17 protein-coding genes are annotated in these 18,389 nt (G+C 43.3%); 1 reads left to right on the top strand and 16 read right to left on the bottom strand.

The annotated features are described in order from the left end of the window. Positions 1–95 precede the first annotated feature (95 nt). The 7 genes from CLHUN_RS00290 to yfmF form a co-directional block, all read right to left on the bottom strand. Complete coding sequence (locus CLHUN_RS00290; RefSeq protein ID WP_080062565.1) at positions 96–626, bottom strand: FtsB/FtsL family cell division protein; 531 nt, start codon at positions 624–626, stop codon at positions 96–98. 329 nt (positions 627–955) lie between these two features. Further along, a complete protein-coding gene (rsmH, locus tag CLHUN_RS00285) occupies positions 956–1,897 on the bottom strand; it encodes a 16S rRNA (cytosine(1402)-N(4))-methyltransferase RsmH (protein ID WP_080062564.1) in 942 nt (313 codons plus the stop codon). Between the two features lie 30 nt (positions 1,898–1,927). Further along, positions 1,928–2,359 carry a division/cell wall cluster transcriptional repressor MraZ gene (gene mraZ, locus CLHUN_RS00280; RefSeq protein WP_080062563.1) on the bottom strand — a complete coding sequence of 144 codons (432 nt, stop codon included), beginning with the start codon at positions 2,357–2,359 and terminating at the stop codon, positions 1,928–1,930. 218 nt (positions 2,360–2,577) lie between these two features. Beyond that, positions 2,578–3,705, bottom strand: coding sequence for a rod shape-determining protein RodA (rodA, locus tag CLHUN_RS00275; protein ID WP_080062562.1), 1,128 nt, complete (start codon positions 3,703–3,705; stop codon positions 2,578–2,580). Positions 3,706–3,761: 56 nt separating this feature from the next. Then, positions 3,762–4,829, bottom strand: a complete 1,068-nt coding sequence (lgt, locus tag CLHUN_RS00270) for a prolipoprotein diacylglyceryl transferase (protein WP_080062561.1) — start codon at positions 4,827–4,829, stop codon at positions 3,762–3,764. 60 nt (positions 4,830–4,889) lie between these two features. Further along, complete coding sequence (yfmH, locus tag CLHUN_RS00265) at positions 4,890–6,182, bottom strand: EF-P 5-aminopentanol modification-associated protein YfmH (RefSeq protein ID WP_080062560.1); 1,293 nt, start codon at positions 6,180–6,182, stop codon at positions 4,890–4,892. Positions 6,183–6,252: 70 nt separating this feature from the next. Then, positions 6,253–7,569 (bottom strand): EF-P 5-aminopentanol modification-associated protein YfmF, encoded by a 1,317-nt coding sequence (gene yfmF, locus CLHUN_RS00260; RefSeq protein WP_080062785.1) that lies wholly within the window; start codon positions 7,567–7,569, stop codon positions 6,253–6,255. Between the two features lie 193 nt (positions 7,570–7,762). Between yfmF and CLHUN_RS00255 the strand changes: the two genes are divergently transcribed. After that, positions 7,763–7,942 (top strand): hypothetical protein, encoded by a 180-nt coding sequence (locus tag CLHUN_RS00255; RefSeq protein WP_080062559.1) that lies wholly within the window; start codon positions 7,763–7,765, stop codon positions 7,940–7,942. 379 nt (positions 7,943–8,321) lie between these two features. On the opposite strand, the gene CLHUN_RS00250 is transcribed toward CLHUN_RS00255, so the two are convergent. From CLHUN_RS00250 to CLHUN_RS00210, 9 genes are all read right to left on the bottom strand, one after another. Then, positions 8,322–9,536, bottom strand: coding sequence for an ABC transporter permease (locus tag CLHUN_RS00250; RefSeq protein WP_080062558.1), 1,215 nt, complete (start codon positions 9,534–9,536; stop codon positions 8,322–8,324). Between the two features lie 19 nt (positions 9,537–9,555). Continuing rightward, complete coding sequence (locus tag CLHUN_RS00245) at positions 9,556–10,896, bottom strand: HlyD family secretion protein (protein WP_080062557.1); 1,341 nt, start codon at positions 10,894–10,896, stop codon at positions 9,556–9,558. 25 nt (positions 10,897–10,921) lie between these two features. Next, positions 10,922–11,659, bottom strand: coding sequence for a Yip1 family protein (locus tag CLHUN_RS00240; RefSeq protein WP_080062556.1), 738 nt, complete (start codon positions 11,657–11,659; stop codon positions 10,922–10,924). Between the two features lie 66 nt (positions 11,660–11,725). Next, the gene (locus tag CLHUN_RS00235; protein ID WP_080062555.1) at positions 11,726–12,460 is read right to left on the bottom strand and encodes an ABC transporter ATP-binding protein; all 735 of its coding nucleotides are present in this window, start codon (positions 12,458–12,460) and stop codon (positions 11,726–11,728) included. A gap of 70 nt (positions 12,461–12,530) precedes the next feature. Next, positions 12,531–13,541, bottom strand: coding sequence for a hydrogenase expression/formation protein HypE (gene hypE, locus CLHUN_RS00230; protein ID WP_080062554.1), 1,011 nt, complete (start codon positions 13,539–13,541; stop codon positions 12,531–12,533). A 46-nt stretch (positions 13,542–13,587) separates the two neighbouring features. Next, on the bottom strand, positions 13,588–14,673 hold the full coding sequence (hypD, locus tag CLHUN_RS00225) for a hydrogenase formation protein HypD (protein WP_080062553.1): 1,086 nt from the start codon (positions 14,671–14,673) through the stop codon (positions 13,588–13,590). 115 nt (positions 14,674–14,788) lie between these two features. Beyond that, positions 14,789–15,013 carry a HypC/HybG/HupF family hydrogenase formation chaperone gene (locus CLHUN_RS00220; protein ID WP_080062552.1) on the bottom strand — a complete coding sequence of 75 codons (225 nt, stop codon included), beginning with the start codon at positions 15,011–15,013 and terminating at the stop codon, positions 14,789–14,791. A gap of 71 nt (positions 15,014–15,084) precedes the next feature. Then, a complete protein-coding gene (gene hypF, locus CLHUN_RS00215) occupies positions 15,085–17,424 on the bottom strand; it encodes a carbamoyltransferase HypF (protein WP_080062551.1) in 2,340 nt (779 codons plus the stop codon). 10 nt (positions 17,425–17,434) lie between these two features. Then, positions 17,435–18,388 carry a bifunctional riboflavin kinase/FAD synthetase gene (locus tag CLHUN_RS00210; RefSeq protein WP_080062550.1) on the bottom strand — a complete coding sequence of 318 codons (954 nt, stop codon included), beginning with the start codon at positions 18,386–18,388 and terminating at the stop codon, positions 17,435–17,437. Position 18,389 lies beyond the last annotated feature (1 nt).

Below are 18,389 nucleotides of genomic sequence, written 5' to 3'. Positions count from 1 at the left end.
GCTTTCAGCCGATAGTAATTGACTTTTGCAATATCCTTCTATTATTTGTTAAATACATATTGCCTCTCATAAAAGGCAGGTATGCCTGCCACATGTCAATTGAAACTGCCAAGGAATTTTTTGATTCCCCCGCCAATGTCCCTGACCATTTCCACCAGCCTTGCTTCCTGCTTTGCCGCAAGAATGGTAACGTCCTGCTTAGGTACGCTTATATATACTATCTGGCTCTTTTCAGGCGAGTGCATATCGAGCCTGTTCTCTGCTATCTCTCTTATGCTTTGCAAGGACCTGGCTTTTTCTATATCCAGGGTGAGCTGGGCATTTTCATTTTGCAGTGCGGTGTATTGCTTGCTTAAATTATTGTTGTCATAATTCATCTGGCTGATTTGAGCGTATCTGAACATTATAATCGCACACATGCCAAAAACAAGAAACATGTTAATCATTATCCTTTTTTTAAGTCTTGCATTATTTCTTGCAAGCTTTTTGGACTTGAGGACTGCATTTTGTTCGTAGGGGTCGTAATACTCGCTGTTGGCTGCAGAGGAGTATGAATTGAGCTGTTGTTCATGTTTGATTTTTTCAGCGGCCGATCCATAAATATACTTGCTGTCTCTTCCAGCCATGCTTCTATCCCTCCCTTGAAATAACTTAAGTCCTGCATTTTAAGAAAATATTCGGGAATCAGAATCAATCTGATTCCCACCATTTTTAGAAGTTTTTTAGCTTTTGTTTCTCCGAGTGTTTTCCTTGGTACATTGATTTCTCATCTGAGATGAAAATTTGTCTTTTGCAGTAAATTCCATCATTTGTTGCTTAAGGTTGTGCAAGTGTTCATTTGTGTCTTATTATTTTTTTCTTTTGTAATTTGGTTACTTTTTCTTTTGTTTTTCGGTTTGTTTTCTTTTGTACTTTTTATTGACTGCTTGAGTATATTTAAATATTAATTTAAGACCTAAATTTTTTCCAAAACCCTCAGTTTTGCACTTCTGGCACGGGGATTCTCCTCCAGCTCCCGGGCTGCGGATACAATGGGCTTTTTGTTTGCCAGTACCGCCCTGGGCTCTTTGCCGCACACACAGGCCGGAAATGCGGAAGGACAGGTGCAGGGGTTTACTTCCTTGTTGAACTGAACCTTAACAATCCTGTCCTCAAGGGAATGGAAGGTTATAATACAAAGCCTTCCGCCTTTTTTCAGCAATGTTACGCTGTCCTCGATAGTTTTGTTCAATATGTTCAGCTCGTCATTTACCTCAATTCTGATTGCCTGAAAGGTTCTCTTGGCCGGATGAGGTCCATCACGTCTGGCAGCGCTTGGTACGGCTCTTTTGATAATGTCCACAAGCTCATAGGTGGTCTCCACCTGCTTTTTCTCACGGGCCTCTGCGATAAACTTTGCTATGCGGGAAGCCCATTTTTCCTCTCCATAATCCCTTATAATCCTGTATATGTCCTGTTCCTTATAGCCGTTGATTACATCAAAGGCCGATAGTTTTGAGTTTCTGTCCATCCTCATATCAAGCGGTGCGTCATGCTGGTAGCTGAAGCCTCTTGAAGCCTCATCAAGCTGATGTGAAGATACTCCCAAATCAAGCAGGATCCCGTCCAACTGGTTAATTTCAAGCTGTCTGCAAGTGTCGGCAATATTCCTGAAGTTGGTGTTCACCAGCTTGAAATCTGCCTCCGAACGAATTTCCTCAAGCCTTCGGCTTGAAGTTTCTATGGCAAAGGCATCCTGGTCCAATCCTACCAGGCAGCCTGCAGGCCCCAGCCTCCCGTATATCCGTGAGGAGTGGCCCGCTCCGCCGATGGTACCGTCTAAATATATGCCCTCCGGCTTTATATTCAAATATTCGATGCATTCGTCAAGCAATACGGATTTATGTTTAAATTCCATCGTTTGCCTCCAGGCATGTACACAAGATTTTTATATTCCCAGCAATGACATTTTTTCTGCTATCTTGTCAGCACTCATATTATCATCACTGCTATAGTTTTCCCAAGTAGCCTTATTCCAAATCTCGACTCTCGAAGAAACGCCTATGACAGCTATGTCCTTTTCAAGTACCGCGTATTCCCGCAGATTTTGTGGAATGAGTATCCTTCCCTGTTTATCAACCTCGCATTCGGTAGCTCCAGAGAAGAAAAATCTTATGAATGCCCGTACATCCTTATCGGTAAACGGAAGTGTCTTCAATTTGTTTTCAAGGCTTGTCCATTCCTCGGCTGAATATGCAAACAAACAGTTGTCCAGCCCCTTGGTTAATATGAACTTTTCACCCAGGCCCTCCCTGAACTTCGAGGGGACAATAACTCGTCCTTTTGGGTCAACCGTATGCAGGTACTCTCCATAAAACAAATTTTCACACCTCGCATTTCCAAGCCAATTAATAAAACAATCTCATTTAATTTCATTTTTTAATAATAAGCTTGGCTCTTTGCTCCACTTTACACCACTTCCTACCACTTATATGGATATTTTATTTCAAATCAGCAATTTTATCAATGTTTTTTTGAAAAAAAATAAAAGACGGGTTGAAAAACCCGCCTTTTATAGGACTTCAGAACTATTAAAAGCTATTGTGAGGAATTAAAATTTCCCCGTTTACGCCGCAGAGACACACTTAGTACTATACCCACAGCCGTAAAATTTGCAAGCATTGCAGTCCCACCCTGACTGACAAAGGGCAACGGAAGCCCCGTAACAGGAAGCAAACCAATGCTCATACCTATGTTCTCTATAAAATTAAACCCCATCATGCCGGCCACACCCACACATAAAAAGGAACCATAGGTATCACTTGAGTTCTTTGAAATATATATTATTCTGAGCAAAATCACAAGGCCCAGCAGTATTATAATACAGCCACCAATAAAGCCCAGTTCCTCCCCCACCACGGAAAATATGAAATCCGACTCATTTACAGGCACGCTGCCGCTCTGGGTCTGCAGTCCGCTTCCGTAGCCCTGGCCGAACAACTGCCCCGAGCCTATGGCAAGCTTGGATTTGATTACGTTATAGCCTCCGCCCTGGGGGTCTCTCTCCGGAGAAATAAAGGTCAGTATTCTGTCCTTCCTCTTGTCGTTGAGCACATACACCCAGATAAAGGGCAGTGACAAACCTGCTGCACCCAATAGTATGAATATGTATCTGTAAGGAATACCTGCCATATAAATAAACAGGAAAAACATAAATGCAAAAACCATTGCGGTTCCAAGGTCCTTTTGCAGAAGTACAAAACCTATGGCCACGCAAGTATATGCCAGAAACTTAATAATATCCGATTTGTTTTTTTCCTGACTGTCCTTTATACGTTCCAGAAATACCGAAGCAAGTATTATGTAGGCAATCTTGGCATATTCCGAAGGCTGCACGCTCATACCCGCAATATTTATCCAGTTTTTATTTCCAAGGTCCTCTCCTTTTCCGAAAAACAGCACCAGGACCATCAATCCCATGGCTCCAAAGAAAATAAAGAGGCTCAGCACCTTGAGGTCTTTATAGTCTATGGCACTTAGTATGAGGCACAGTGCTATACCCATAATCAATGCCAGTATCTGAGGCTTTAGCAAGCTTGTCCTGTCCTTGACCGCGCTGCTGAAAACAACCAGCCCGATTGCGGCCAGAAGCATTACAAGGCTGAATAACAGGTAATCGAATCTTTTATATGGATTTGCAGGTTTTGACTTCTCAACAAAATACATTCTTCACCATTCCTAACATCAAACAAGAATACTGCGTAAAAGCTACTGTTTCCACATTATTTATCCTGTATTTCTTCTTCAGCTTGCTGCTGCGGCTCTGACTCCCTCTCTGTTTCGGATTCTGCTGCCGGCTCTCCGGGTTCCTCCGGAATCTCCGCCCCGGCTTCCTCCAACTTTTTCCCGGTTTCCTGAGAAGTCAAACCGGACTCTTGTGCCTGTGCTTCCTCTTCCTCCATTATCTTGAGAATACCGGCATAACCGCTTTGTCCAATTTCAACCTCTTCCAGATTGTTTCTGAGCCTTGCTCTTTTATATATTACAAATACGGTAAACGCTATAAAGAATATCACCGACAGGAGCTGTGAAACCCTCAGATTCCCAAGCATGAGGCTGTCTGTCCGAAGCCCCTCGATTACTGCCCTTCCTATGCCATAAGTTATAAAATACAGGCAGAAAACCTCTCCGTCAAACTTTTTCCTTTTTCTCATCCACATTAAAAGGACAAAAACTCCAATGTCCCATAAGGACTCATATAAAAATGTAGGATGCACCGGCATATCGGGATTGATGTTCATACCAGTGTTATTGAGATTTTGCAGGTAGGACTTGACTGCCGGGCTGGTCATACCCCATGGAAGAGAGGTATTTGTCCCGAAGGCCTCCTGGTTGAAAAAATTACCCCAGCGTCCTATTGCTTGTCCAAGCGCTACATAGGGTATGGCAAAATCAAAAAACTTAAAGGTGGGAATTTTTTTGTACCTTGCTACAAAATATCCTGTAATGACCGCTCCGATTATTCCTCCCAAAACAGCCAGCCCGCCGTTTCTCAGATTTAAAATCTGAATGGGGTCATATTTGTAATTTTCCCAACTGAATATTACAAAGTACAGGCGGGCACATATTATTGCAACAGGTGCAGCAAAAAGCATAAGGTCAATTACCGTTTCCGGCACCAGACCAAACTTTTTGCTGTCACGCATAGCCCAAAGCACACAAACAAAAAATGCCAGAGCTATAATAATTCCATACCAGTATATGGGCATATTAAATATGCTGAAAGCAACCCTTGGAACATCAAAATTCAGCCCCAGTCCGGGGAAACTGACTGCTATTCTTTCATTCATGACAACCTCCGCAAAATACCTGTTTTCTGTTTTCAAAGCAAAAGCAAGCCTTCAGCAAAATCACCTGTCTTTTAACTCCTTGACTACAGATAAAGCCATACGATCCACATCAAAGTGTTTATCAAATACTTCGTTGATATAATCAAAACTCATTGTATCATAAACCTCTAAATAATCAAACATTGTAATACCTTTGAAATATAAATTTATAAAGCTCCTGGAGATGCTCTCCACGGAATTCATCATTCGAAGATACCTGCCCTTGGAAGCCTTGAGCAACCTCTCAAAGGTATCGGCTCTCAAGCCGTCGTTGCGCTGTTTTTTGATTTCCCTGATAAAACAGTCCTTCACCGCTTCCGGGTCCACGGATTCTCCTCCCAGCATTGAATATGCATAACTTTTTTCAATTGAAAAGTCAGTTTCAAAGCTGGAATTTATCAAACCCTTCTCATAAAGCTGGCCGTAAAGTTCGGAGCTTCTTCCTATGAGCATTGAAATCAAAAGTTTTACCGCCAGTTCATACCTTATGAGTTCAGTGCCGGAAAGCTTATAGTTTTCATCCTTGAAGCCCATATAGAATAACGGCGTTGAAACCGGCATGTTTTGCTCCACATATGCCTTGTGAAGCCCGACACCTTCCTCAGGATAAATACGCTTTATCTCGCCGTGGTTTTCCTTGGCTTCTATACTTTGCTCCACCTGTTCAAACACCGCTTCACAATCAACATCACCCACTACCGTTATAACCATGTTTGAAGGATGGTAGAAGGTTTCGTAGCATTTATACAGGGTATCCCTTGTTATTTTGCTGATGCTTTCGATTGAGCCTGCTATATCCTTCTTTACAGGATGTTTCTCGTAAAAAGCGTCCAGAAGATTGAAGGTTACCCTCCACCCCGGGTCATCCCTGTACATATTTATTTCCTGGCCTATTATGCCCTTTTCCTTTTCAACGCTTTCTTCGGTAATAAACGGATTTTGTACAAAATTCAAAAGCAGTCCGAAATTTTCCTTGAAAAGGTCTGTGCAGGAAAAAAGATATGCGGTCTGATTAAAGCTGGTAAATGCATTTGGCCTTGAACCCAGCGCCGCAAACTTATCCATCACGCTTCCGTCCTTTTGTTCAAACAGCTTATGTTCCAGAAAATGTGCAATGCCGTCGGGTACTTTTGTGGTCTCAGACTCCCCGGGAATAATAAATTTATTATCCACCGAACCATATTGGGTTGAGAAAGTGGCATATTTCTTGTAATAGCCTTTTTTGGGAATCACAATGCAGTTTAAGCCGCTGCTGTGTTCATACCTGTACATAACCTCATCATACTTTTTATATTCCAGAGTCTCATATCTCATATATTCCTGTTCTCCAATCCGCCGCCTGAAAGCGACCCATTCATAGCTCCTTTATTGGTCCGGTAACACCTCATACCGCTTCTGAATCCGCTTCTGAAGCCTTTGACGTCAAAAAATAAACAGTATCAAGCTGAATTTTCTTAGTTACGTTTATGACATCCTTCTTTGTCACCTTTTTTATCTTTGCCAGTATGCCTTCAAAGGTATCATGAGTCTGTGCAATAAGCTGGCTCAGGTTAAAGTCCACCACCTGCAGTTGACTGTCCTTCAAAGAATATATTCCCGTCTCCAGGGACTTGATTGTGGATTCAAACTCATAGTCGGATATCCTCCCGTCCTTGATGGCCTCCAGTTGCTCCAGTATTAATTCTTTTGCACGATCCTTCTGCTTTATGTCAATACCGCTGCCTATAATCATCAGACCCTTGAATTTTTCCAATCCGGTAAACACGTAATAGGCCAGCCCTGCCTTTTCCCTGACATTTTGAAACAGCTTGGAATGCATGCCTCCTCCCAGGATTCCGCTGTAAACCATCAGGGCATAATAATCGTCTTCCTTGGGGGTTATATTGGTCCTGAAGCCCATAGAAAGCTTTCCCTGTGTAACATCCATCCTGTCTTCAAAATATTTAACCGTATCCACGTATTTTTTTACAATGCCTGACGTAAGACCTTTGGCAACACCTCTTTCTATACTGCTGATCTTGGCCTTTAAAAACTCAATATCACTGTCCTCCAATTGACCGGTTATAAATATGTCAGCCGGCAGGGTTGCAACCTTATCCCTGTAATGCTTATATAATTCTCCAGGCGTTATTTTTTCAATCTGCTCAAGGGTACCGTACTCATATAATCCGAAAGGTTCCTCCTGACACATGAGTTCATAACATCTGTCCATGGAATATTGAACCTTGTCATTTGTCCTGCTCTGTATCAGCATTTTCAGGTTTGTTTTTTCCTGCTCCACGTACTCCGTATGGAAGACCCCCTCCTTCAGGAAGGGCCTGTAAACCATATCCAGCAAAAATTCCAGAGCACCCTCAAAATTGCGGTTTTCATCATTTGCATACTTATCGGACAGGTACTCGAAAAAGAAATGAATTATCTGCCGCTCGCCTTTTTTGGCAATACCGCAGTCAAATACCGCACCATACAGTTCTTCCAGGTACAGGTTAATGTCTTTGAGCGTTGGAAGGTTCTGTGTGCCTCTTCTCAAAACCGATGGAAAGAGTGCATTCATGGCAGCCGAGTTTTCATTCAAATTATCCTGAAAGAAGATACTTATGGTGTTTGTCTTAAATCTGTCGGATTTTATATTAAAAATGTTTATCCCATTAACCTCAAAAAGCTTGTTCAGATTCTCCCGGGATTTTTCTGTGTCTGTCATTTTCATCTCCACTTCCGGCATTTGACAAGACAGCAGCCTTGTCTGTGCCAACATTATTTTAATAGACTTTACTTCCATAATTTCAAAAAATAAGCATACATATATAGTATAATAAAAAAATCCGTATATATTCAATATAAACACAAATACTATTCTTTGATAAATATAAATTCCGATTTTCAAGGAGGTATTTATGAATCATAAAAATAGAAAATATGTGCGTCCATCCAGAAAAAGCGCCACCGCTTCCACCTCTGAAATTAACGATGCAGAATTTACACTTTCCACTACAGCAGCCGTTGGAATTCTCGGAGGAACCTTTCTGGCAGGGCTTGCAGCAGGAAAGCTTATAGATGCCTGCAGAAAATGGTAAAAAAGCACCTGGTTTACAGGTGCTTTAAAAGTGTCAAAGCAGTGTTTCCGTGCATGGCTTACACCCGGGCACAAGCTGTGCTGTGCCTGCCGCACTGACTTGCAATCAATGTATTACCTGAAATACTGCTTTCCATTGATTGCAAAGTCAATTACTATCGACTGAAATCCGCTAGTTTGGGTTTGAGGCTGAAGCCCCTTAAAGTAAAATAACTTTTTCAAACCCAAACTGCGCTCGAAGTCGGCTTAAAAGCAATTTTCACACTGAAGATGATATTCACTTGAAAGTGAAGGCTTTTAACCGTAATTGACTTTGGTAGTTGCCGTGGCCCGGCATAGGATTTTTTCATATAATAATATTTTTTTCATATCCAATATGCTTATTCGTATCTCAAGGATTCAATCGGATCAAGGTCTGCAGCCCTTTTGGCAGGATATACTCCAAACAGCAGTCCAAGTGCCACTGAGCCGAAGAAGGCCAGTATTACCACGGTAACATCCACGGTTGGAGGTATTTTTATGGCAGAGGATATAACAAAGCCTGCCAGGATGCCGAGAAGAATTCCCACGCTGCCGCTTAAGCCGGTGAGTATGATGGATTCGGTTATAAACTGGAATACAATGTCTTTCTTGCGGGCACCAAGGGCCTTTCTGACACCGATTTCCCTGATACGTTCCGTAACCGAAACCAAAAGAATATTGACTATGCCTATACCCCCAACCACCAGGGTAATGACCGCTACCACCAGCAATACAGAGGAGACTATTCCCAGCACAGAATTAAGCTGTTCCTGCACATCGGACAAGAATTCAACATAGTATTTATCCTTGTTGCCATGCTTTTGTTCAAGAATCCTGATAACCTTTGCAGCTATCTTTTTCAGCGACTCCTTATCCCTTTCCTGAACTGTCGCATACATGTAGTTCAGTTGATCAGCCCAGGGATAATAGGACTGAAGGGTGGTCAAGGGAATAGTAAGAGCCACCGTCTGGTTTTCATAGGACATCATATCTCCGAAAATAGAGTCTTCCTTTTTGGTGACACCTATAACGGTTAAATTGAGCGAACTGCCTGAGCCCAACTTAACCCTCAGCTTTTGTCCTATGGGGTCCTCATCCTTAAAATTCGCCTTGGCAAAATCCTCAGCAATAACTACCACGTTTGACCTCATAGTGTTGTCAATGTCATTGATCATCCTGCCCTGGGCCATGTCAGTGGGCATAATATCCTTATACTGGGAGGAAACACCGGTGACGCTGGCATTTCTGGTTTTGTCACCCAGCCTTATGGTGCCGGACCGTCCCATGGAAGTACCGACATTTTTTATTTCCTCAACCTTTGCAATGGCTTTCAGGTCGTCATTCTTCAAGATGTCATTGGAGTTCAGATTGCCCGATTTGTATGATACGGCTAAAACATTAGCCCCGATTTTTGCAAATTCGTTATCCATATAACTCTGGGTTGCATTTCCGATAGCCACAATGGTTATAACTGAAAACACACCCATCACTATACCTATCATTGTCAATATGGAACGGAGCTTATTGGCCCGAAGACTGGATAACGCCTGCTTAAAGCTCTCAATAATATTCATTAGCTGTTTACCTCGTCCTTTAACCTTCCGATAATTTAACTCTGGCCCCGTCCTTATATGTGGTCTTTGGATTCATTATAACAAGGTCGCCCTCTTTAATATCTCCGGTTTTAAGCTCAGCCTTCATATCAGAGGTGGTTCCTAATTCTACGGCAACCTTTTTCATGGTCTGCTTGTCTTTGCTTATGACATAGACAAAATTGTTGCCGTCTTTATCGGGACTGAGCATGTCAAGCTGCAATGTCAGTATATTTTTCATATCTACTGTCTTGATGTCGCAATTTACAGTTATACCCGGCTTTATGGCATCATTTACACTATCTATGCTGACAACCACCTGTATAACCGTTTCCTGGCTTCCTGAACTATTCATATTAGTGTTTGCCACAGGTGAAACAGTTTTTACCTTTCCGGTTATCTTTTCTTTTTCAGGTATGGAGTCACCGGTAATATCCACCGACTGGCCAGGCTTTATAATCTTTGCATTATATTCGTTTATATTCAGCATAACCTCAAGCTTGTTTGGATCAACTACCGTAAATACGGGCTGTCCGCCTGGTGTGAAGGAACCCTCGGTAACATTGACCTTTGAAGCTATTCCGTCCATAGCGGCATACATAGCCTCCTGATATTTTTTAACCCTGCTTTCAAGCTGTTTTATTGCAAGTTGGGTAGTCTGTATTGCAACCTGCTGGGACTCAATGTCTATCTGCTTTGAACTTGCATTTTGATTATTTGTTTTGTTGGCGGAATTAAAGGCCTCTTTTTGGGATTCCAGGCTGAGCTTGGCATTTTTCAATGCTGCCTCGGCATCCTTCAGGGCATTTTCAGCCCTGTCCAGCTCACTCTTGGATTTATCCCCCATATCATATAACGCCTTGGTGTCGTCTCTGTCCTTTAAAGCAATGTCATAGGTCCTCTGGGCGGAGGCCACACTGTTTTCAGCCACCTTCACAGAATTCTGGGAGGACGCCACACTCACGGTTGTATCAGTGAGCTTGAGCTTCTTTAACATAAGTTCCTGAGTCTTCATCTGGAGTTTTTGCTGTTCAAGCTCCATATTTAAGGATTCCATATCAAATTCCGCAAGCTGCTGTCCCTTTTTTACCACATCATTTTGCTTTATCAGCAGTTTTGTAACCTTTATAGGAGTGTCCAGATATACCTCCGACTTTTCAACTTCGGCAACTGTACCGTTTGCTGAAATAAAAGAGCTGATATCGTCTTTTTTAATCTCTGCGGCGCTTACCGAAAATACAGGTCCTGTTCCGGCAGACCCGGCATTCTTTGCAATTCCGGCCACCACCAGTGCAATGACCAGCACACCAACGCATATACCAATAACTAATTTCTTTTTCATTGTCTATTTTTACCCCCAATATGTACTAATTCAACAGGCTGGCAGCCTTAACCTCATTGTAGCCCATGTATACGGCCAAAATGATGAATATGCAAGCCATAATCACATAAACCTTCTTTTTATCAATCTTGCTTACAGTGGCAATACCGATAGTACTTACAACAAATGCCCATATGCCGAATACGTCAATAGTCCTTGCAAAGCCAAAGGCGAAGGTCCCCTTCATTTCGGGCAAAAGGGAGGCCAGGCTGGTATAGGTCACATCTGTATATGCTCCGGTGACATTGATGGCAATAATTGATACAATAGCCGCAAGAACAGATATTACAGCGGCATAGCCCAGCACCGACAATATCTGCTTGAACCTGGCCTGACCCTTGAATATCTTTAGTACAAGCCATATGACCAAGGCTTCCACCAGCAATACTATACCTGCACCAATACCGGCAAAAACAGGAGTTGAAATGGCGGAACCCACCAGCACACTCTCCACCTGCTCCGCCGACATCTGGCTCACCAGCTCTGCATATGCTCCGGTGGCCTCAAGTGTTCCCCTCATGTATTCCTTGAACATGGGAAAGGCTGCAAACATTGTAAGCATGGGAGTAAGTATGGTCAAGAGTATTCCCAGCAAGACCCTGGGCTTTCGTTCCAAATCAAGCATTAACTTTTCCGGGGAAGTCACAGTATAAATAATTCTCTGAAATACATTCAGCTTCGGCAATACATTTTCCTGAGCCGCAGACACTAAATTATCATTCATAAAAGTCTCCTCTATAAGAAAAATTTGACATTGTAATTATAAAAAAAATTTAAAAAGCCTTAGCTTTTATTTTGCTTCTTCCATTGCAAACCTGGCAAGTACGTCCCTTGCATCAAGCGGATTTTTTACAAGCTCGTCGGATTTCAGGTAACCGTCTCTGAATCTGAGCACTCTTTTTGTATGATCGGCAATATCAGGCTCGTGGGTAACAAGTACAATTGTTACACCCTCTCTGTTCAAATCCTGAAATACAGCCATAATCTCCTCGCTTGACGTACTGTCCAGATTTCCGGTAGGTTCATCCGCAAGGATTATTGAAGGCGAATTTACCAGCGCTCTTGCAATGGCCACCCTCTGCTTCTGTCCGCCGGACATTTCATTGGGCTTATGGTGCATTCTCTCTCCCAGGCCCACACGTTCAAGTGCGGCTGTGGCTTTTTTCCGTCTTTCACGGCTGCCTATACCGGCATAAATCATGGGAAGTTCAACATTCTGTAAAGCAGTAATTCGTGGCAGTAAATTAAAGGATTGAAATACAAATCCAATTTTGAGATTCCTTATTTTGGCAAGCTCTCCCTCGTCCAATGAAGATATATTAACTCCATCCAGCCAATACTCGCCCCTGGTAGACCTGTCAAGGCAGCCTATAATATTCATCAGGGTGGATTTACCTGAGCCGGAAGGTCCCATTATTGCAACAAATTCTTCTTTGCTGATGTTTATATTGGCATTCTTAAGAGCTTCAACTTCGATATGGCCGTTTTTATAGGTCTTACCCAAATCTTTCATGGATATAATCAAAGCTTTTTTCCTCCTTTCACAAGTTTTATATATTTAACTCAACTTTTTAAAATAGAGTTTTGTTAACTGTTTAACATATTCTGGGCAACTGATCACCTGTCAGCAGCTTCATTATCCTCAAGCCTCCGCTTAAAGCCCGGAGCACAACCTTTGGCTCCCGGCCTTCCATGACCTCTCCTATTATAGAGGCATTTTCACCATATCTGTTTTCCCTGAGAATTTTCAAAGCCATATCAGCCTGCTTCCCGGGAACGAATATTAAAAGCTTTCCCTCATTTGCCATATATAACGGGTCCATGCCCAAAAGCTCACACACTCCCTGAACTTCTCTTTTTACGGGCAGCGACTCTTCATTTATCTGAATGGTTACATTGCTCTGTGCGGCAATTTCATTCAAGGTGGTAGCAACTCCGCCTCTTGTGGGGTCCCTGAGAACGTGAACCTCTACTCCCCCCTCCAGCAAAGCCCTTACCAGTCCTGCCAGGGGTGCACAGTCGCTTTTTATCTCTGCCTGAAAGCCCATATTCTCTCTTTCCAGGAGTATACAACTGCCATGGTCACCAATTGTTCCTGATACTATGATCCGGTCACCGGCTTTGGCATTTCTCCCGGAAATATTTATACCTTCAGGCAAGATACCGATTCCAGAAGTATTTATAAAAATCTTGTCTGCCGCACCCTTCTGAACCACCTTGGTATCTCCGGTAACGATTTGGACTCCGCACTCAGCCGCCGTGACACTCATTGCCTCCACTATCTTTTCAAGCTCCTCCATACTGAAGCCCTCTTCAATAATGAAGCCGCAGCTAAGATACATGGGGATGGCTCCACTGGTGGCAAGATCATTTACTGTGCCGCATACTGCCAGTTTTCCGATATTTCCCCCCTTAAAAAAAACAGGTGTTACAACAAAGCTGTCTGTAGTAAAAACAATGTTTTTTGCATTTCCTATATCAAGTCTTGCCGAATCATCTCCGGCAGAAAGTATATCATTTTTGAAATATTTCCTGAATACATTTTCTATGAGGTCCAGTGTGGCTGAACCTCCGCTGCCGTGGGCCAGAGTAATTATATTGTCCATTTGTTGAGATTGCCTCCTTGTGTTTTTACAAAATTTAATTCAAATATTAATCCCCATATTTGTAATATGCCGCACAGGTTCCCTCCGCCGAAACCATGCAGGCTCCCACGGGACTTTCCGGGGTGCACCTGGTTTTAAAAAGCTTGCAGTCCAAAGGTTTCTTTTTACCTTTCAAAACCTCTCCGCACAAACAGCCTTTTGGCTCAGGACTATCCTTGGGCTTTATATCAAATTTCTTCATGGTATCATAATTCTCATACTCTTTTCTGAGACCCAGACCTGAACCTGGAATCAAGCCTATACCTCTCCACACAGCATCCACCGGCTCAAAAACCTGGTACATTTTTTGTTGGGCCTTTATATTGCCCTCTTTTGCTACTATTCTGGAGTAAGCATTCTCAAGGACGTTTTTGCCCTCTGAAATATTTTTAAGTAAAATATTTATGGAATACAAAATATCCAAAGGCTCAAAACCCGCAATAACACCGGCCTTTTCCATATTATACGCGACATATGAAAAAAAGTCTGTTCCAATTATGGCAGAAACATGTCCGGGATAAATAAAACCGTCAAGGGCAAGCTCCCTATCCTCTGCCAGGGTTTTTACGGCTTCGGGCATGGTCTTGTTTGCAGTCAGGACAGAAAAGTTTTTTATACCTTCCTCTCTGGCTTTTAAAACGGATAGTGCAATAACCGGGGTAGTAGTCTCAAAACCCACAGATAAAAATACCACTTCCTTATGTGGATTTGCTTTTGCTGTTTCCAGTGAATTGAGAGGAGAATACACCATCTGTACATTGCTGCCTTTTGCCTTTTTAAGCAGCAAGGTGCTGTTGTTGCCCGGTATTCTCATAAGGTCTCCAAAGGTTGTTATTATAATATCTCTATTGTCCGCCAGTTCTGTTGCAGTATCAATATAGCCGGTGGGTGTGACACATACGGGGCAGCCGGGGCCGGACAGCAGTTCTATGCTCTTTGGCAGCAGTGACCTGAGCCCGTAACGGGAAATTGCCATTGTGTGCGTACCGCAGACTTCCATTATTTTTAACTTGGGTCCCGAATATGCGTTAAGGCAGTCTACAATTTTTTGTATCACTGCCTTGTCTCGGAATTCATCTATATAATTTGTCATCTTACCTCCATTTGTCAAAGCAAATTTTAAACACTGCTAATTTGGGCCTGCAGGCTTGCTTTTCATGGTCTGCAGGCCGCTCACGGCATCTTGCAAAGCCGCTCAGAGGATAACGCTATTTTATGCCCAACTCCCTTATTTCATTAAAAATTTCAAGGGTTTTTGCTGCTTCTTCCTGATCTACAATCTGTATGGCACAGCCGGCGTGAACCAGCACGTAGTCCCCTTCCTTTACATTTTCCAGCAGTTCAATGGATATTTTATTCATTACTCCCATCATTTCAACTTCCGCATTGCTTCCATCAATATTTACAACCTTTGCAGGTAATCCCAGACACATAATAAACCTCCTGATAAATGATATTTCTATTCACTATAAAAGTATAAACATATTTCCGGCATATTTCAATCTCAACTCTTGGCAGTACTGCACGCTATAGCCATTATTGCCTGTCCCAGCGCAATTCCTCCGTCGTTTGCAGGAACCTGCGAATGCATATGAACCTCAAATCCGCCGTTTTCCAAAAGCTCAGTGCTCATAGCCAGCAGGGTCAGGTTCTGAAAGACGCCTCCGCTGAGCACTACTCTGTTAAGTTTTCGTATGTTCCTGATTTCCAGACAGCCCTTAAGTACAATCCGGGCTACAGTTGCATGGAAGCTGGAAGCCACGGACTCCAGACTTTTGCCGGCTTCCAGTTCCTGAACCAGTTGTGTGATTATGGCGTCTGTTCTGACTGTAAAGCTTCCTGCAGGGCCGGTTTCCAGAACAACTTCATAGGGCTTTGCAGCCATGTCCGAAGCATAGTATTCCAGCTCCACAGCCGCCTGCCCTTCATAGCTGATGTCGGTCTTAATTCCGAGTATGGCCGAGACTGCATCAAAAAGCCTTCCCATACTGGAGGTTTCAGGGCAGTTCAGCTTCCGCTCCAGCATCCTTATTGTGAAAGCAATGTCTTCCGGCCTGATGCCCTTCAAAAGAGAAGGACTGTCCTGCCCCAATGCCTTGCTTTGCAGTCCTGCGGAATAAAGATGCCCCAGCGCCATTTTCCAGGGATGCCGTACAGCCGAATCACTTCCGGGCATCATTACATATTGCAGGCTGCCGGCACGTTCCATTCCGAAATAGCCCCCCGTGAAGAATTCTCCCCCCCATATGCAGCCGTCTTCTCCATAGCCGGTGCCGTCAAAGGAAACACCGATAACCTCTCCCGACAATCCGTTTTCAGCCATGCCTGCCGCTATATGTGCCTTATGATGCTGTACACCTGTCTTGTTTTGAATCTTGTGCTGCAGCCCGTATTGGCTGGAAAAGTAACCTGGGTGCAAATCAAAGGCTATGTGTCCCGGGTCTATGTCCAGCAATTTCTTAAAGTGCTCCACTGCGTGGACAAAGGACCTGTTGGTACTTTCGTTTTCAAGGTCGCCTATATGCTGGCTAAGGTAAAACATATTTCCTTTATTAATACAGAATACATTCTTCAATTCACCGCCGCAGGCCAGCACAGACGGAATCTCAATGCCGGGATTCACACCCAGCATTTTATGAACCTCCAGTTTGACAGGCATTGGAACATAACCCCTTGACCTTCTGATAATATACTCCTTGTCCCTGAACACTCTCGTTACCGAATCGTCTGTTCTAATATAAATATCACGGTCATTTGTCAAAAAGGCATCTGCAATTCCTGCCAGTCCGGCTACAGCTTCCTCATCCCTGTAAAAGATCGGCTCACTGCTCAGATTCCCGCTGGTCATTACCAGCACCTCCGGAAAGCCTTCCTTTTCAAATAGTATATGATGAATGGGGGTATATGGCAGCATAACACCCAGATGCCTGTTAAGCTGTGCTACCTCTGCCGGAAGTACCGCTCCTTCCCGTTTTCTGAGCAGTACAATAGGAGCGGCTGGTGATTTCAGCAGTTCCCTTTCCTTATCACATATATGGCAGTATTTTTCTACAACACTGATATCCTTCATCATTAAGGCAAACGGCTTATCATCCCTGTGTTTTCTGCTTCTCAACCTTTTAACCGCGCCCTCCCTCAAGGCATCACAGGCCAGATGATAACCTCCGATACCTTTAATGGCTGCAATTTTACCCGATTTAACTGTTTCAGCCAGGTATTCCAGGCATGCACCACTCCCGGCGTCCACTTGAGAAAGCAGCTCTTTCCCGCTTTCATCCAGTATGTTTAATACCGGTCCGCAGGCAGTGCAGGACACCGGCTGTGCATGATACCTCCGGTCGCCGGGATTCTTGTATTCAGCACTGCAGAACCGGCACATTAAAAACCTGTCCATTGTGGTCTTATCCCTGTCGTAGGGTATGTCCCTGATGATGGTGAATCTGGGCCCGCAATTGGTGCAATTGATAAAAGGGTAGTCATATCTTCTGTTGTGCGGGTCTTTGAGTTCATTAACACAATCACCGCAGGTACAAACATCCGGCGAAATAAAAATTTGCCCCTTTGAGACTGCACGGCTTTGTTCTATGACAAAGTCCTGAAATCCCAGAGCAGGCAATACTTCATAGCATACAGCTTCAATTCTTGATAATACCGGTGAACTTGTTTTTATAGTTTCAATAAACCTGGAAAACTCAGGTTCGCCGGCATCAATTTCAATAACCACACTGCTGTCGCTATTGCCAACCCAGCCTTTCAAGCCCATGCTTTTAGCCAGGTTGAATATAAAGGGTCTGAAACCAACTCCCTGAACTATGCCTGTGATTAAAATCCTGTATCGATTCATATATCGCCTTTCAAGTACAATCCGAGGCTGCCTCTTCAATTTCCAGGTACTTCCTGGCAGAGTTCATATCCTTTGAAATCTGTTCCTTAAGCAGCTCCACGGACTCAAATTTCTTTTCGTCTCTCAGTTTTTTCAAAAAGAACACTTCTATTTTTTTCCCGTATATATCCTGATTAAAATCAATAATGTGCGTCTCCACTGTTTTTTCCTTAACATCCTCAAAGGTGGGATTATAGCCCACATTTGTCATGCTGTTGTACAGTTTGCCGTCCAGCAGGGTTTTGGTAATATAGACGCCGTTTGCCGGAAGCACCAGAAACCTCTCAGGGTGGATATTGGCCGTAGGAAAACCTATGGTATTCCCTATTCTTCTGCCGCTTACAACCTCCGCAGTAATCGAGTAGTTTCTTCCCAGGAGCTTGTACGCTGTTTCCAGCTCACCATTAATGATGCAATTTCTTATCCTCGTGCTGCTTATAACCTCGTCATCGCACTTTATGGCAGGAATGACCACTACCCTGAAACCGTATTTCTGTCCCAGTTCCTTTAAAAACGGAATGTCCCCCTGCCCCATATAGCCAAACCTGTAATCATAGCCGGCCACTGCCAGCTTTATGTTCAACTTGTCTATCAAAATCTTTTTTACAAAATCCTCAGGTGACAGTCTGGAAAAGTCTTCATTAAACTCGTCGAAATACAGGTAATCCAGATGTATCTCATCCAGCAAATCAATCTTTTTCTGCTCGGTCAGCAACAAGGGCGTAATAAGCTTTTTCCTTAAAATATTTTCAGGATGCTTGGTAAAGGTATAGACGATCGAACTCAGGTTATTTAGCTGCGATTCCCTTATCAATGTATTGATAAGGGCCATATGTCCGATATGCAGGCCGTCAAAATTGCCAAGACCTACACCTGTTTTTGATGTAAAACAATTACTGCTGTCTGTAGTATGGATAACCTGCATA

This window comes from Ruminiclostridium hungatei, from assembly GCF_002051585.1.
GTDB lineage: Bacteria > Bacillota > Clostridia > Acetivibrionales > DSM-1351 > Ruminiclostridium > Ruminiclostridium hungatei.
The sequence above is the reverse complement of the archived record's forward strand: the minus strand, read 5'-3'. Positions and strand labels throughout refer to the sequence as shown.